Consider the following 14,750-nt stretch of genomic DNA (forward strand, 5'->3'; position numbering starts at 1 on the left):
GAAGACTATCTCATGAGCCTGCAAATCGGTATCGGGATTCGACAAGCCAATGGCACGACAAACCTTGGGGTGACCAAGCTCCCGGCGCCCGTTGCAAATAAATCGCAACCTTCTAATTTGCCTGCATGGCGCCGCAGGACATCAGCAAGCTGATCGTCCGGACTTCGATGAAGGACCGGGCAGCGTTCGATCTGCTCTACAAGCAGACCAGCGCGAAACTTTTCGGTGTCTGCCTTCGTGTATTGCGGGACAGGGGAGATGCGGAAGAAGCGCTGCAGGAGGTCTTCGTCAAAATCTGGATGAAGGCGGATCGTTTCGCGGTTTCCGATTTGAGCCCGATTTCCTGGCTGGTGGCCGTTGCGCGCAACCATGCGATTGATCGCATCCGGGCGCGGCGCAGCCCTTCTGCCAACATCGATACGGCCTTCGACGTCGCCGATCCGACGCCGGGACCTGAGGCCATGGCAGTGGCGGCCGGCGAGGCCGAACGCATCTACCATTGCCTTGACGAGCTGGAACAAGACCGGGCGGCGGCCGTCCGGGGCGCCTATTTGAGCGGCGAAAGCTATGCCGAGCTGGCGGAGCGCTTCAAGGTTCCGCTGAACACGATGCGGACTTGGCTGCGGCGAAGCCTGCTCAAACTTAGAGAATGCCTGGAAAGATGACGCTGGCGGAAGACAACGGACCGGAACGTGGAGGCGACGAGCTGCTCGCCGCCGAATACGTTCTCGGCGTTCTGGCGGCCGACGAACGCCAGATCGCGTCCCGCCGCATCGACGCCGAGACGGCGTTCGCCCGCCTGGTCGATGCCTGGGAAGCCCACTTCACGCCGATGGCTGCCGCCTATGCCGCGGTCGAGCCGCCGGCTTCGATCAAGGCGGCGATCGACCGCCGCCTGTTCGCGTCGTCCGCATCCACGCCCACGGCGCCCAGCGCCGGCCTGTGGGCGAGCCTGGCCTTCTGGCGCGGCCTCGCCGCGGCGGCCATCGCCGCCTTGGCCGTCTATGTCGCCCTGCCTTATGTCAACCCGCCGGTCCAGCCGCCCGAGACCAGGCTGGTCGCCTCGCTCGCCGCCGACAACAGCAATGTCAAATACCTTGCCGTCTATGACGCCGCCCGCCACGAGGTCGGCCTGTCGCTGGTCTCCGGCGATCGCGGCGCCGGCAAGGATTTCGAATTGTGGATGATCGAAGGCAAGAACGCGCCGGTCTCGATGGGCGTCATCCCCGCCGGCCCGACCGCGCGCATGGCGGTCACGCCGGCCGTCCAGCAGAAGCTGGCGCGAGGCGCCGTGCTCGCCGTCAGCCTTGAGCCTTCGGGCGGTTCGCCGACCGGTCAGCCGACCGGTCCGGTCGTCGCCGCGGGTGACCTGAAGGGCATCTGACAGCTCAGGCAGAATTCTACAGCTGCAAGAATGGCACAAATCCATGTTCGGCCGTGGCTATAGCGAACAAGTTCAACGCGCCGCCAGATTGCATCCATGAAAATCCGTATCGTATTTTGCCGAGAAGAAAAATTCTTCCGGCGGAGGCGAAACTTAGCTTTCCAAGGTCCGTATCTCCTCGCGTTCCCAAGGATGGGAAAAACAACCCGAGGAGACTTATTACCATGCGTAAATTCGCCACCCTTTTGCTTGCCTCCACGATCGGCCTTTCCGCGCTCGGCGCCGTTGCCTATGCCGCCAATCCGATGGTCGGCGGTGCGGCCATGTACGCCAAGAAGAACATCATCGAGAACGCCGTCAATTCGAAGGACCACACCACGCTGGTCGCTGCCGTCAAGGCTGCCGGCCTGGTCGATACGCTGCAGACCCCCGGTCCGTTCACCGTCTTCGCGCCGACCAACGAAGCCTTTGCGGCGCTTCCCGCGGGCACCGTCGAAACGCTGCTCAAGCCCGAAAACAAGGACAAGCTGACCAAGATACTCACCTGCCATGTCATCGCCGCCAAGGCGCTGGCCGCCGATGTCGCCAAGATGGCCAAGGCCGATGGCGGCGCCCACCAGGTCAAGACGGTCGGCGGTTGCGAGCTGATGCTGAAGGCCAAGGGCGGCAACGTCACCGTTACCGACGAGAACGGCAATGTCGCCAACGTCACCATCGCCGATGTCCGCCAGTCGAACGGCGTCATCCACGTCATCGACAAGGTTCTCTTGCCGAAGATGTAACAAAGCGGACCTGGCCGGCGAAGACATGGCTGAGCGCCGGCCGCGACATCCAAGATCCGCGCCGCCGGCAAGGGTGTGCTCCGCGCTGTCCCGAAAGGGGGCGCGGAGCGGCAATTCCAGCAAGGCGCCACGCGGTTTCCGTCTGGAATTGCTCAACATGACGGATAGGGCGTCACCGGCTTTTGATTTCCGGGCGGCGCTCTATCTTGGCAAAATGCGTCAGGAGGAACGGCCATGAACCGTCGCGATTTTCTCTGGAGCGGGGCTGCCGCCATCGCTCTCATCGTCGGATCCGGGGCGATGCTGCGCGCCGGCGGACCGAAACCCGCTCTTGCCGCCGAGACCTTCGAGGTCACAAAGACCGATGCCGAGTGGCACGCCATCCTTTCGGACGAGGCCTTCGACGTGCTGCGCAAAGAGGGCACCGAATATCCCGGCACCAGCCCGCTGCTCAACGAGCATCGCAAGGGCATCTTCGCCTGCGCCGGCTGCGACCTGCCGGTCTATTCGTCGGAGACGAAATTCGATTCCGGCACCGGCTGGCCGAGCTTCTACCAGGAAATCGCTAACTCCATCGGCAAGACCGTGGACAATTCTCTCGGCATGACCCGCACCGAGGTCCACTGCCGCCGCTGCGGCGGCCATCTCGGCCATGTCTTCGACGACGGTCCGCCGCCCACCGGCCTGCGCCATTGCATCAACGGCGTGGCGCTGAGCTTCAAGCCGGCCGCCGCCTGAGCAAATCCAGTCCTGCCGAAAAGAATGACCCCGGAAATCGTCGCCGATTTCCGGGGTCACGCGTTGAGGAAGCCAGGCGGGGGTTCCGGCTCCTCAATGACCTCCGCCGCCACCGCCGCCCTGCTGGGCCGGCTTGTTGATGAACAGAACGAAGAATCCAAGCGAGGCGAACAGCACCGTCAGCATCATGAACACGTCCATGAAGGACAAAAGCGCGGCCTGCTGCTGCACCATGCCGGACAGTTTCGAGATCGCGGCACTTGTGGCGTCGAGGCCGGCGGTCTGCTCGAAAGTCTGCGTCATGTTCTGCAGCTTGGCCTGCGCCGCCTGACTGCCCCACTGCACATGCTCGGCGAGCCGCGCATAGTGGAAGGCGTTGCGGTCGATCAGCACCGTGTTGATGAGCGCGAGGCCGACGGCGCCGCCGAGGTTGCGGGTCAGGTTGAACAGGCCCGACGCATTCTTCAGCCGTTCCGGCGGCAGCGTGCCGAGCGCGATGTTGTTGATCGGCACCATGCACAGCATCATCGAGCAGCCGCGCAGGATCTGCGGGATCAACAGCTCATAGAAATCCCAGTCGGCGGTGAGGTTCGTCATCCACCAGGTGCCGGTGGCGAAGCCGAGGAAGCCGATCATCATCATCAGCCTGAGATCGATCTTGTTCGACAGGATGCCGGCAACGGGCGCGGTGAAGAACATCGCCAGGCCGCTGACGAACAGCGCCTCGCCGATCATCATCGAATCGTAACCGCGGATACGGCCGAGGAACACCGGATAGAGATAGGTGAGCCCGTAAAGGCCGATGCCGACGACGAAGGAGAACAGCGAGCCGAAGGCGAAGTTGACGTTGCTGAAGGCCCTGAGGTCGACAATCGGCTCCTCGGCGGTGAAGACGCGCCAGAAGAAGATGATGCCGCCGATGGTCATGATGATGGCGCAGGCAAACACCGCCGGCTCCTGCAGCCAATCATGGTTCGGGCCTTCCTCCAGCACATATTCCATGCAGCCGAGGAAGGCGGCCATGCCGGCGAGGCCCCACCAGTCGAACTTGGAGAACAGTTTCAGGTTGGGCTTGTCGAAATCGATCAGCGCCCAGGCCGCCGTCGCCACCAGGATGCCGGGCACGACATTGATCAGGAACAGCCAGTGCCAGGACATGGCATGGCTGATATAGCCGCCCACCGTCGGGCCGATCGTCGGCGCCAGCGTCGCCACCAGGCCGATCATCGGCGAGACGACGGCGCGCCTGGAGGGCGGGAAGATGGTGAAGGCGGCCGCGAACACGCTGGGGATCATGCCGCCGCCGATAAAACCCTGGATGGCGCGGTAGACGATCATCTGGTCGATATTGGTGGCGGTGGCGGCGAGCGCGCTGGCCGCGGTGAAACCGGCGGCCGCGGTGGTGAACAGCACCCGCGTCGACAGCATGCGGCTGAGGAAGCCCGACAGCGGGATCATCACCACCTCGGCGATCAGGTAGGCGGTCTGCACCCACGGGATCTCGTCGGAGCTGGCGCTCAGGCCTGCCTGGATTTCCGACAGCGAGGCCGAGACGATCTGGATGTCGAGGATCGCCATGAACATGCCGAACACCATCGCCAGGAAGGCGACGACGCGGCGCACAGGCATATGGTCCGCGGGCAGGGCCGGCGCGGCAGCGACCGGGCGTCCCGGTGCCGATCCTGCGGTGATGGTTGCGGTTGCCATGTCATGGCCTCCCTAGGCAATTCTCGAGGACAAGCGCGTGGCGGTCCCGAATTGCGTCGAAACGGATAAAGCAGGCTGGGCGGCTCGGCGCTCGAATGGCCACCGAACCGCCCCCCAATTAGTTGGTCGTCGAGGCCGGCGCGGTGCGGCTGTCGACCGCGACGACGACGCTCAGGCCGGCGCGCAGCTTGCCGGTTTTCAAGACGTCGGCCGGGACGTCGATGCGGACGGGCACGCGCTGCACCACCTTGGTGAAGTTGCCGGTGGCGTTTTCCGGCGGCAGCAGCGAGAACACCGCGCCCGAAGCCGGCGCCAGTGAAGACACGGTGCCCTCGAAGGTCTGGCCGTCGATCGCGTCGACGGTGATGCGGACCTTCTCGCCGGGCACCATGCGGCCAAGCTGCGTCTCCTTGAAGTTGCCGACGATGTAGAGCTTGTCCATCGGCACGACGACGGCGAGCTTCTGGCCGGGGCTGACGAGGTCGCCCTGCTCGACCGAGCGGTTGCCGACGACGCCGTCATAGGGCGCCTTCAGCACGGTGAAGGACAGGTCGCGCTGCGCCTTGTCGCGTGTGAGCCGCAGCGAGGCGAGCGTCGAGGCCGATTCCGCGCGCTGCGCTTCCAGAACGCCGACATTGGCCTGCGCCGCGGCGATCTGCGCGTCGGCGCCGACAAGCGCCGCCTTGGCCTGGTCGAGCGCGGTCTGGGCGTCGTCGAGCTGGGCCTGCGTGCCGACATGGGTCTTGAGCAGCTGCGCGGCGCGCACCTGGGCGCGCGCCGCATTATCGGCGGCGGCCTGGTCCGCGACCTTCTGCGCCTCGGCCTGCGACAGCGAGGCCTGGGCCGCCTTGGTCTGGGCGTCGATGCGGTCGAGCGTCTTGCTCAATGTGGCGATCTGCGCCTCGGCCTGGGCGACCGCGATCTTGTAGTCACCATTGTCGATGACGAACAGCGGATCGCCGGCCTTGACCTGCTGGTTCTCGCTCACCAGCACCTTGTCGATGTAACCGGATATTTTCGGCGACACGAACGACATATCGGCCTGGACATAGGCGTCGTCGGTGGCGATCATGAACCGGCCGTCGGTCCAATAGTTGTATCCGTACCAGGACCCGGCGCCGAGGAGGGCAAGGCCGATGATAGGCAGAAGGAAAGAGCGCACCGAACGCTTCTTCCTGGCCGGCGCGTCGGCCGCGGGAGGCGCGACCGGGGTGACGGGCTGGACAGGCGCTTCCGGGGCTTCGGTCGAGGGCTGGACCTTGGCGTTGGGAAACGTGCGGACTTCGGCGGTGGCGGGCGCGTTCGAGGACATGGCGATCTCTCTGGAATGTCAGTCAGACTGAACCGTTCGGTTCGAATTCGCCGTTGACATAGCGCGGAAAGAGGACCATATCAAGAGGAAATCGAACCGAGCGGTTCGAAATATTTTCTAGGGAATGACTTCCATGGTCGAAACGACAGCCGATAGCGATCTGCTCGACTTGCGCAAGGGCCGTCCGGCGGCCGGGCAGGATCCTGTAAAACGGGCCCAGATCATCGAGGGCGCCCGCCGCGTCTTCATAGACAAGGGCTTCGAGGCCGCCTCGATGAACGACATCACGCGCGAGGCAGGCGTCTCCAAAGGCACGATCTACGTCTATTTCGAAAACAAGGAAGAGCTGTTCGAGGCTCTCATCGAGGAAGAGCGCGGCACCATCTTCAAGAATATGTATGAGGTGCTCGACCACTTCGACGACCTGCGCAAGACGCTGGTGAAGTTTGGCACCGTGCTTTCCGTCAAGATCACCTCGGCCAAGGTCATCCAGGCCCAGCGCACGGTGGTCGGCGCGTCCGACAGGATCCCGGAGCTCGGCGCGCGCTTCTACGAGCGCGGCCCGAAGCGCGGCCACGACAAGGTCATGGCTTTCCTTATTGAAGCCGTCGAACGCGGCCTGCTCAAGATCGACGATGTCGACCTTGCCGCCTATCAGTTCACCGAGCTCTGTCTCGCCGGACTGTTCCGCCAGTGCATCTTTTCCTACCGCACCAAGGCGCCGAGCCAGGCGGAGATCGAGCACATCGTGACCTCCGGTGTCGACGTCTTCCTCAAGGCCTACGCCACGGAAAAATTCTTCGCCGAGGAAAAGGCGTTGCAATCGGCCTGATTGCCCCGGGGCACGTGGATCCCAAAGCGTGCGAAGCAAGGCTGAAGGGCCTCGCCGCGTCTTTGACGGCGCGGGCAATGACGGCTGAACGCGACGTCGTCGGGATCGTCCGCGGCCCTCTCAAAATTTCGATCGGCATCGTCCGGCAGCCACTTTCGGAAGGACCTGTTAACCATCGCTTCCTATGTCTCGGGAGACGTTCAATCGGCGAGTCTCGAGAATGACATCCACGCGCTTTTCCCGTGCCAATCTTTCCGGCGCTTCCGCTTACAACGGCGAAGACGATCACGGCACGAACGGGCGCGGTGGCGGGGCCTCGCAGCCGCAGGCGCAATCGGGGCAGGTGGTCGCGTTGCGCGTTGCGCCGGCAGGCGAAGCGGACGCGGCTCGCGCCGCATCCTCCGAATCGGCCGATGGCGGCGAGTTCAGCCGCCCGGCATGGCAGGACTATTTCTTCCTTGCGCCCAATGTACGGTTCACCCGCACACCGGATACCGATCTCTCCAGGCGCGCCGCCCCCCAGGTGGAAGATGCCGCGCATGGCAAGGTATCCGAGCCCGTCCGGCCCGCGCGGCCGGCAGCCGCCGCTCCGGTCCGCAAAAGTCCCACCGTCGCAGCCGCTCCCGCCGCAGCGCCGATGCAAACCAGACCGGTCCGCGCGCCTTCCGCGATTGCCCCTGCCGCAATCCCTCCGGCCGCGGCGCCCTCCCAGGTTGCCGCCGCTCCGACGCCAAAACCGCGCCCAAGCGGACTGCGCTGGTCCTATCTTTCCGATCATGCCTTTTTCGAATTCGGCATGCCCTTCCTCGCCGAGCGCCTGGCGCGGGCGCGTTTGAACGAAGCCGGTCAGGCGCCGGCCGTTCCGGCGCAACCGCCGGTCAAGCCGATGCCGGCGCATCGTCCGGCGGCCCAGTCGAGCCAAGCCCATGCCCCCTTCATGAGCGAGGCGACGTCGTTTTACCGGGTCATCGAATGGCGCTCCAACGTGTCGAATGCTGGCTCTGCCTCGATGTCCACGCCGGCCTTCGCGGCCGTCCAGCCGACGCCTGTCGAACCCGTGCCGGTTTCCGCCCCGTCGAGTGCAAGGACGGCCAGGCGGACGCCTTCGCTGCCCATGGCCGGCGAGGTTGTGCCGCTGTCTGCGATGGCCGGTTACGAGCTTCCCTCCGAGGACCTTCTGCAGATGCCGCCGGAAGGCCAGGGCTTCTACATGTCGCAGGAGCGGATGGAGCAGAACGCCGACCTGCTCGAAAGCGTGCTGGAGGATTTCGGCGTCAAGGGCGAGATCATCCATGTCCGCCCCGGCCCGGTCGTCACGCTCTATGAGTTCGAGCCGGCACCGGGCGTGAAATCCAGCCGCGTCATCGGCCTGGCCGACGATATTGCCCGCTCCATGTCGGCCATCTCGGCTCGCGTCGCCGTGGTGCCGGGCCGCAATGTCATCGGCGTCGAGCTGCCCAACGAAACGCGCGAGACGGTCTATTTCCGCGAGCTGGTCGGATCGGCCGGTTTCCGCAACACCTCCTGCAAGCTGGCGCTCGGCCTCGGCAAGACGATCGGCGGTGAGCCGGTCATCGCCGAACTCGCCAAGATGCCGCATCTGCTGGTGGCCGGCACCACCGGCTCCGGCAAGTCGGTCGCCATCAACACCATGATCCTGTCGCTGCTCTACAGGCTGACGCCGCAGGAATGCCGCCTCATCATGGTCGACCCTAAGATGCTGGAACTCTCGGTCTATGACGGCATCCCGCATCTCCTGACGCCGGTCGTCACCGATCCCAAGAAGGCGGTTACAGCGCTCAAATGGGCGGTGCGCGAGATGGAGGACCGCTACCGCAAGATGGCGCGCCTCGGCGTGCGCAACATCGACGGCTACAACCAGCGCGCCGCAAGCGCCCGAGACAAGGGCGAGGTCGTGACCATGCAGGTGCAGGCAGGCTTCGAGAAGGGCACCGGCGCGCCGCTGTTCGAGGAGCGCGCGATCGACCTCGCGCCCATGCCCTACATCGTCATCATCGTCGACGAGATGGCCGACCTGATGATGGTCGCCGGCAAGGAGATCGAAGGCGCCATCCAGCGGCTGGCGCAAATGGCGCGCGCCGCCGGCATCCATCTGATCATGGCCACGCAGCGCCCGTCCGTCGACGTCATCACCGGCACGATCAAGGCCAATTTCCCGACCCGCATCTCCTTCCAGGTGACGTCGAAGATCGACAGCCGCACCATCCTCGGAGAGCAGGGCGCCGAGCAGCTCCTCGGCCAGGGTGACATGCTGCACATGGCCGGCGGCGGCCGCATTTCGCGCGTGCACGGTCCCTTCGTGTCCGACCTGGAGGTCGAGCAGGTCGTGGCGCATCTGAAAGCGCAGGGACGTCCCGAATATCTCGACACCGTCACCGCCGACGAGGAGGAAGCCGAGGAAGCCGCCGACGCCGGTCCGGTTTTCGACAAAAGCGCGATCGCCGAGGAGGATGGCGACGCGCTCTATGAGGAAGCGGTCAAGGTGGTCAAGCGCGACAAGAAATGCTCGACCTCCTACATCCAGCGCCGCCTCGGCGTCGGCTACAACCGCGCCGCCTCGCTGGTCGAACGCATGGAGAAGGAAGGCCTGGTCGGCGTTCCTAACCATGTCGGCAAGCGCGAGATACTCACCGGCCGGCGCGACCGCGAGCCTGAACGCGACGAGATGGATTGAGGTCCAACGAAATCAGCCGCCGTTCGCCACCAGGGCGATGGCGGCGCGCAACTCGTCCAGCCCGGCGGCTTTTTCCGACGAGGTGGCCAGCACCACAGGGAATGCCGCCGGCCGCTTCTTGATCTTGGCCAGCGTCTCCTCGATCAGCCTCGGCACGCCGGCGGCCTTGATCTTGTCGGTCTTGGTCAGCACCACCTGGTAGGACACGGCCGCCTTGTCGAGCAGGGTCAGCACTTCCTCGTCCTTGGCCTTGATGCCGTGGCGCGCGTCGATTAGCACATAGACGCGCTTCAGCGTCACGCGGCCCTGCAGATACTCGTAGATGAGTTTCGTCCACTCATCGACCTTGTCCTTCGGCGCGCTGGCGTAGCCGTAGCCCGGCATGTCGACCAGCGCCATCGGCGGCAGGTCGGCGCCTTCGCCGGAAAAGCCGTCGGGCACGAAATAGTTGAGCTCCTGCGTGCGCCCCGGCGTGTTCGATGTCCGCGCCAGGCCCTTGTGCCCGACCAGCGCGTTGATCAGCGACGACTTGCCGACATTGGAGCGTCCGGCGAAGGCGATCTCGGGCGGTCCTTCCGGCGGCAGGAACTTCATCGACGGCACGCCACGGATGAAGATCCAGCCGCGGGTGAACAGCTCCGGGCTTATCGCCGTTTCGTTCGTGCTCTTGTCGGGCGCGTTCAAACCGCTGCCTCCAGCTTGGAAATATCGGCGCCGCGGATGGCATCGAGGTTGCGGCTGATCTTATTGACCGGCCAGTCCCACCATGCTGCCGTCAAAAGCCGCCGCACCGTGAATTCATCGAAGCGCATCTTCACCACCTTGGCCGCATTGCCGGCGACGATCGCATAAGGCGGCACGTCGTGCGTGACAACCGATTTCGCGGCGACGATGGCGCCGTGGCCGATCTTGACGCCCGGCATGACCACCGCGTCCATGCCGATCCACACGTCATTGCCGATGACGGTGTCGCCGCGGATCTCGTTCGACCATGTCCGCGGGTCGAAACCCTCCTCCCAGCCATGGCCGAAGATGTTGAACGGATAGGTCGAGAAGCCGGACATGGCGTGGTTGGCTCCGTTCATGATGAAGCGCGCGCCCTCGGCGATGGCGCAGAACTTGCCGATCACCAGCCGGTCGCCGATGAAGTCGTAGTGATGCAGCACGCATTTCTCTGCGAATTTGTCGGGACCATCGGGGTCGTCGTAATAGGTGAAGTCGCCGATCTCGATATTCGGCGCGCTCACCAGCCCCTTCAGGAAGCCGACGCGCGGATGCATCGCAATCGGATGCTTGATGTTGGGGTTGGGTCCGGTCATCGCGGTCCTTTGCAGGCGTGTTTGGGCGCGGCCGACGGCACCCGCGCGCGATCAAACTAACGTGATCCGTTCCGCAGCGCCAACCGTTCAATGGTTGCCGCGGCAGATCACGATCGGGTTGGAAAGGGCGCTGTCGAAACCGCTGCCCTGATAGACCTGTACGTTCGAGGCTCCGGGCGGCAGCGAGAAGCTGCCTTCGACGATTTTCTGCTCGCCGGCCGTCGTGTGCAGCGCCCAGCTGAAGGTGCAGAATTGCGGCGGCGCCTTGGGTTGCACGTGGCTGCAATTGAGCTGCGCGCCACCCAGCATCGCCGCTCCGCCGCAGCTCACCGCGTCCTTCGCGGCGGCCGGAAAAGCATATCCCGCCAGCAGCGCCAGCATGATGATCTTGAGCCGGTTCATCGTCTTGTCCTTGCCGCAAACCAGGCCGGCCCGGCCGGGTTTTGGCCTATGCGATATTTTTACCAAGCGCCTTAGTCGGTCTTGCGCTCCGCGTCCAGCAGGATTATGTGCATGATGATAATAAGCATGCTCACGAAAGTTTGTCCGCAGCCTCCGAAGTCCTCCCATGTCCACCTCGCCAAATATCAGCTTTGTGCTGCACGATGTCGCGCGCCTGCTCAGGAAGCGGTTCGAGCAGCGGTCGCGAGCCTTTGGCCTGACCCGCGCGCAGTGGCAGGTGCTGGCTTATCTTTCGCTGCGTGAGGGCATCCACCAGAACAAGCTGGCCGACCTCATCGAGATCATGCCGATCACGCTCGCGAGGCTGCTCGACAAGATGCAGGCGCGCGGCTTCATCGAGCGTCGGCCCAATCCGGCCGACCGCCGGGCGTGGCTTCTCTATCTGACCCCGAAGGCCCATCCGCTCATCGAAGTGATGCGCAGCAACGGCCAGAAGACGCGCGAGGAGGCCTTCACCGGCCTGTCCGCGGAAGCGCAGCGGCAACTGCTGCAAACCCTTTGCCTGATCAAATCCAATCTGCTCCAGGCCTGCGCCCAGCCGGCCCTCGACCGGGAGAAAGTCCATGTCTGAAGGAACCTCACCCAGAAAGCCCACCGACGAGGAAAATGTCGGCGAAAGAGTAAGCGACCAGGTCATCAGCCTGGACAGCCAGCGCGAACAGAGGCGCGCCAACCCGCCTGTCGTCGAAGACGACGAGCTGGAAGCGCCCGTGGCGCCGGAGCCGGTAGCCGAGGCTCCCTCGGCACAGCCGAAGCCGGCAGCCGTCACGGTGGCTCCGCCCGCTCCCGTAAAGCCGCGCCGCAGCCTGACGCGGCCGATCCTGTTTGCGCTGCTGCCCGTCGCACTGGTGGCCGGCGGCTACTACTACGTCATCGGCGGCCAGATCATGACCACCGACAACGCCTATATCCAGGCGCAATCGCTCGGCGTCTCGACCGACGTTTCCGGCACCGTGCAGGAGATCGACGTGCACGACAACCAGGCGGTGAAGAAGGGCGATGTGCTCTTCCGGCTGCGGCCTGCCTCCTTCGAAACCGCGCTCGCGGGCGCCAAGGCGCAGCTCGGCACCGTGCGCAACCAGGTGCTGACGCTGCAGGCGAGCTACCAGCAGTCGCTCGCGTCGATCGACCAGGCGCAAGCGGACATCCCCTATTACGAGTCCGCCTTCCAGCGTCAGCAGGACCTGCTCAAGACTTCGACCGCCTCCAAGGCGACCTTCGACAGCGCCCAGCACGACCTCGTTGCGGCCCGCCAGAAGGTGACTGTCGCCAAGGCGCAGGCGCAGGCGATGCTTGCCCAGCTCGGCGGCGACGCCGGCCAGCCGGTCGAGCAGAACCCGTTCTATCTGCAGGCCCAGTCGGCGGTGGACGACGCGCAGCGCAACCTGAACGATTCCGTCGTCAAGGCGCCGTTCGACGGCATCGTCACCAATGTCGACGCGCTGCAGGTCGGCAAGTACCTGCCGGCCTCGCAGCCGGCCTTCAGCCTGGTGTCGTCGACCGACATCTGGATCGCGGCCGAGCCCAAGGAAACCGAGCTCACCTATGTGCGTCCCGGCCAGACGGCGACGATCAGCATCGACGGCTATCCGGGCGAGGTCTGGCACGGCACCGTCGGCTCGATCAGCCCTGCTTCCTCGTCCAGCTTCTCGCTGCTGCCGGCGCAGAACACCAGCGGCAACTGGGTCAAGGTCGTGCAGCGCATCCCGATGCGCGTGACGATCGACGATCCGGACGGCAAGCCGCCGCTGCGCGGCGGCATGAGCGCCGTCGTCAGCATCGACACCGGCCACGCCCGCGGCCTGCCGGATTTCATCACCAATCTCTTCAAGCAATCCGGACCAAAGTCATGACGACGGCTTCCGCGACAGGCGCGCCCGTGGTCGCCAATCGCGGCGCCATCACCGCTTGTGTGATCCTTGCGGTCATCATGCAGGCGCTGGACACCACCATCGCCAACGTCGCGCTGCCCTATATCCAGGGCAGCGTCTCGGCGAGCGCCGACCAGATCAACTGGGTGCTCACCTCCTATATCGTCGCCGCCGCGGTGATGACGCCGCCGTCCGGCTATCTCGCCAACCGCTTCGGCCGCAAGCGCATCCTTCTGGTGGCGATCACCGGCTTCGTCGTCGCCTCGGTGCTGTGCGGTTTCGCCCAGTCGCTGCCGCAGATCGTCGGCTTTCGCCTGCTGCAGGGCCTGTTCGGCGCGGCGCTCGTGCCGCTGTCGCAGTCGATCCTGCTCGACATCTACAGCGTCGAGGAGCGCGGCTCGGCCATGGCGCTGTTCGGCGTCTCGGTCATGGTCGGCCCGGTGCTTGGCCCGGTCATCGGCGGCTGGCTGACCGAGAACGTCTCCTGGCGCTGGGTCTTCTACATCAACGTGCCGATCGGCGCGCTGGCTTTTATCGGCGTCTCGATGTTCGTCCAGGAAACCAAGCTCGACTTGAAGGCCAGGCTCGACTGGCTGGGCTTCGGCATGCTCTCGATCGCCATCGCCTCGCTGCAGATGTTCCTCGACCGCGGCGAGCAGCTCAACTGGTTCTCCTCGGCCGAGATCATCGTCGAAGCCTTGGTCTGCGCCTCGGCCTTCTACATCTTCATCGTCCATACTTTCACCGCGCGCGACACCTTCGTGAACCCGCGGCTGTTCCTCGACCGCAACTTCGCCGTCGGCATGGTGTTCATCTTCATCATCGGCATCACCTATCTCGCCTCGCTGGCGCTGATGACGCCTTACCTGCAGACTCTGATGGGCTATCCGGTGGTGACGGCCGGCATCGTCATGGGGCCGCGCGGCCTCGGCACCATGGCATGCATGTTCATCGTCGGCAGGCTGGTCGGCAAGGTCGACACACGCTGGCTGCTGTTCATCGGCCTCGCCATCACCGCCTGGGCGATGTACGACATGACCGGATGGACGCCGGACGTCTCGCAATGGACGATCATCAGCACCGGCTTCATCCAGGGCGCCGGCTTGGGCTTCCTGTTCGTGCCGCTCACCACCATCACCTTCGCCACGCTGGCGCCGGAGCGGCGCTCTGAGGGCACCGGCCTCTACAATCTGTCGCGCAACATCGGCTCCAGCGTCGGCATCTCGGTCGTCACGGCGTTGCTGACGCAGAACCAGCAGATCAACCACGCCAACATCGCCACCTATGTGACGCCGTACAACCCGGCCTTCAGCGATCCGGCGGTCTCGCAGGCGCTGAGCCCCTACACCGCCGCCGGCCGCGCCGCGCTCGATGGCCTGGTGACGCTGCAGGCGACGATCATCAGCTATGTCGACGACTTCAAGCTGATGATGATCCTGTCTTTAGCCGCCATCCCGCTGGTGCTTCTGCTGCGCAAGCCGGGCACGCCGGCCAAGGTCGACCACAGCGCTGTTATGGAGTGAGGCGTCCGCTCAGCTCGGCCATCCGGCCCCCGCGACGTCGTCATACTCGGGCTTGACTCGAGCTTCGCTCCTTGCTCCGCCTTGGAATGACGACCGGGAAGAGGGCCAGGGCCAATCGCGAAGGT

The 14,750-nt window shown here is 64.8% G+C and carries 14 protein-coding genes; 9 read left to right on the forward strand and 5 right to left on the reverse strand.

Translation table 11 applies throughout. From position 1 onward, the window contains the following. Nucleotides 1–125: 125 nt before the first annotated feature. From FJ418_RS09075 to msrB, 4 genes are all read left to right on the forward strand, one after another. Nucleotides 126–665, forward strand: coding sequence for a sigma-70 family RNA polymerase sigma factor (locus FJ418_RS09075; protein WP_140864950.1), 540 nt, complete (start codon nucleotides 126–128; stop codon nucleotides 663–665). Then, nucleotides 662–1,384 (forward strand): anti-sigma factor, encoded by a 723-nt coding sequence (locus tag FJ418_RS09080; protein ID WP_140864952.1) that lies wholly within the window; start codon nucleotides 662–664, stop codon nucleotides 1,382–1,384. Before FJ418_RS09075 ends, FJ418_RS09080 begins: the two co-directional genes overlap by 4 nt. Before the next feature lie 224 nt (nucleotides 1,385–1,608). Further along, nucleotides 1,609–2,166, forward strand: coding sequence for a fasciclin domain-containing protein (locus FJ418_RS09085; RefSeq protein ID WP_140864954.1), 558 nt, complete (start codon nucleotides 1,609–1,611; stop codon nucleotides 2,164–2,166). A 234-nt stretch (nucleotides 2,167–2,400) separates the two neighbouring features. Next, entirely contained in the window at nucleotides 2,401–2,904 is a 504-nt protein-coding gene (gene msrB, locus FJ418_RS09090; protein ID WP_140864955.1) for a peptide-methionine (R)-S-oxide reductase MsrB, read from the forward strand. Nucleotides 2,905–2,997: 93 nt separating this feature from the next. Here msrB and FJ418_RS09095 read toward each other — a convergent pair whose 3' ends face one another. Beyond that, nucleotides 2,998–4,611, reverse strand: a complete 1,614-nt coding sequence (locus FJ418_RS09095) for a DHA2 family efflux MFS transporter permease subunit (RefSeq protein WP_140864957.1) — start codon at nucleotides 4,609–4,611, stop codon at nucleotides 2,998–3,000. A 118-nt stretch (nucleotides 4,612–4,729) separates the two neighbouring features. Then, nucleotides 4,730–5,923: an HlyD family secretion protein gene (locus FJ418_RS09100; protein WP_140864959.1), complete on the reverse strand. Its 1,194-nt coding sequence runs from the start codon at nucleotides 5,921–5,923 to the stop codon at nucleotides 4,730–4,732. Between the two features lie 133 nt (nucleotides 5,924–6,056). Between FJ418_RS09100 and FJ418_RS09105 the strand changes: the two genes are divergently transcribed. After that, entirely contained in the window at nucleotides 6,057–6,755 is a 699-nt protein-coding gene (locus FJ418_RS09105; protein ID WP_140641901.1) for a TetR/AcrR family transcriptional regulator, read from the forward strand. Between the two features lie 220 nt (nucleotides 6,756–6,975). Next, complete coding sequence (locus tag FJ418_RS09110; RefSeq protein WP_140864960.1) at nucleotides 6,976–9,450, forward strand: DNA translocase FtsK; 2,475 nt, start codon at nucleotides 6,976–6,978, stop codon at nucleotides 9,448–9,450. A 12-nt stretch (nucleotides 9,451–9,462) separates the two neighbouring features. Here FJ418_RS09110 and yihA read toward each other — a convergent pair whose 3' ends face one another. The 3 genes from yihA to FJ418_RS09125 form a co-directional block, all read right to left on the reverse strand. Beyond that, entirely contained in the window at nucleotides 9,463–10,098 is a 636-nt protein-coding gene (gene yihA / locus FJ418_RS09115) for a ribosome biogenesis GTP-binding protein YihA/YsxC (protein WP_112098374.1), read from the reverse strand. Between the two features lie 32 nt (nucleotides 10,099–10,130). Further along, the gene (locus FJ418_RS09120) at nucleotides 10,131–10,769 is read right to left on the reverse strand and encodes a CatB-related O-acetyltransferase (RefSeq protein WP_140864962.1); all 639 of its coding nucleotides are present in this window, start codon (nucleotides 10,767–10,769) and stop codon (nucleotides 10,131–10,133) included. 87 nt (nucleotides 10,770–10,856) lie between these two features. Then, nucleotides 10,857–11,171, reverse strand: a complete 315-nt coding sequence (locus FJ418_RS09125) for a hypothetical protein (protein WP_140654510.1) — start codon at nucleotides 11,169–11,171, stop codon at nucleotides 10,857–10,859. A gap of 166 nt (nucleotides 11,172–11,337) precedes the next feature. Between FJ418_RS09125 and FJ418_RS09130 the strand changes: the two genes are divergently transcribed. Genes FJ418_RS09130 through FJ418_RS09140 form a run of 3 tightly spaced genes read left to right on the forward strand, consistent with a single transcriptional unit; the run spans nucleotide 11,338 to nucleotide 14,625 of the window. Further along, complete coding sequence (locus FJ418_RS09130; RefSeq protein ID WP_140864964.1) at nucleotides 11,338–11,802, forward strand: MarR family transcriptional regulator; 465 nt, start codon at nucleotides 11,338–11,340, stop codon at nucleotides 11,800–11,802. Beyond that, a complete protein-coding gene (locus tag FJ418_RS09135) occupies nucleotides 11,795–13,084 on the forward strand; it encodes an HlyD family secretion protein (RefSeq protein WP_140858832.1) in 1,290 nt (429 codons plus the stop codon). The genes FJ418_RS09130 and FJ418_RS09135 overlap by 8 nt, the downstream gene beginning before the upstream one ends. Further along, nucleotides 13,081–14,625 carry a DHA2 family efflux MFS transporter permease subunit gene (locus FJ418_RS09140; RefSeq protein WP_140654507.1) on the forward strand — a complete coding sequence of 515 codons (1,545 nt, stop codon included), beginning with the start codon at nucleotides 13,081–13,083 and terminating at the stop codon, nucleotides 14,623–14,625. Before FJ418_RS09135 ends, FJ418_RS09140 begins: the two co-directional genes overlap by 4 nt. Nucleotides 14,626–14,750 lie beyond the last annotated feature (125 nt).

This window comes from Mesorhizobium sp. B2-8-3 (assembly GCF_006440815.1).
GTDB lineage: Bacteria > Pseudomonadota > Alphaproteobacteria > Rhizobiales > Rhizobiaceae > Mesorhizobium.

Bases quoted from the DNA above. Each gene is read 5' to 3' on its own strand.
- FJ418_RS09120 (WP_140864962.1), bottom strand. From the start codon at position 10,769: ATGACCGGACCCAACCCCAACATCAAGCATCCGATTGCGATGCATCCG.
- FJ418_RS09125 (WP_140654510.1), bottom strand. From the start codon at position 11,171: ATGAACCGGCTCAAGATCATCATGCTGGCGCTGCTGGCGGGATATGCT.
- FJ418_RS09140 (WP_140654507.1), top strand. From the start codon at position 13,081: ATGACGACGGCTTCCGCGACAGGCGCGCCCGTGGTCGCCAATCGCGGC.
- FJ418_RS09105 (WP_140641901.1), top strand. From the start codon at position 6,057: ATGGTCGAAACGACAGCCGATAGCGATCTGCTCGACTTGCGCAAGGGC.
- FJ418_RS09075 (WP_140864950.1), top strand. From the start codon at position 126: ATGGCGCCGCAGGACATCAGCAAGCTGATCGTCCGGACTTCGATGAAG.
- FJ418_RS09085 (WP_140864954.1), top strand. From the start codon at position 1,609: ATGCGTAAATTCGCCACCCTTTTGCTTGCCTCCACGATCGGCCTTTCC.
- FJ418_RS09130 (WP_140864964.1), top strand. From the start codon at position 11,338: ATGTCCACCTCGCCAAATATCAGCTTTGTGCTGCACGATGTCGCGCGC.
- FJ418_RS09135 (WP_140858832.1), top strand. From the start codon at position 11,795: ATGTCTGAAGGAACCTCACCCAGAAAGCCCACCGACGAGGAAAATGTC.
- FJ418_RS09100 (WP_140864959.1), bottom strand. From the start codon at position 5,923: ATGTCCTCGAACGCGCCCGCCACCGCCGAAGTCCGCACGTTTCCCAAC.
- FJ418_RS09080 (WP_140864952.1), top strand. From the start codon at position 662: ATGACGCTGGCGGAAGACAACGGACCGGAACGTGGAGGCGACGAGCTG.
- FJ418_RS09110 (WP_140864960.1), top strand. From the start codon at position 6,976: ATGACATCCACGCGCTTTTCCCGTGCCAATCTTTCCGGCGCTTCCGCT.
- msrB (WP_140864955.1), top strand. From the start codon at position 2,401: ATGAACCGTCGCGATTTTCTCTGGAGCGGGGCTGCCGCCATCGCTCTC.
- FJ418_RS09095 (WP_140864957.1), bottom strand. From the start codon at position 4,611: ATGGCAACCGCAACCATCACCGCAGGATCGGCACCGGGACGCCCGGTC.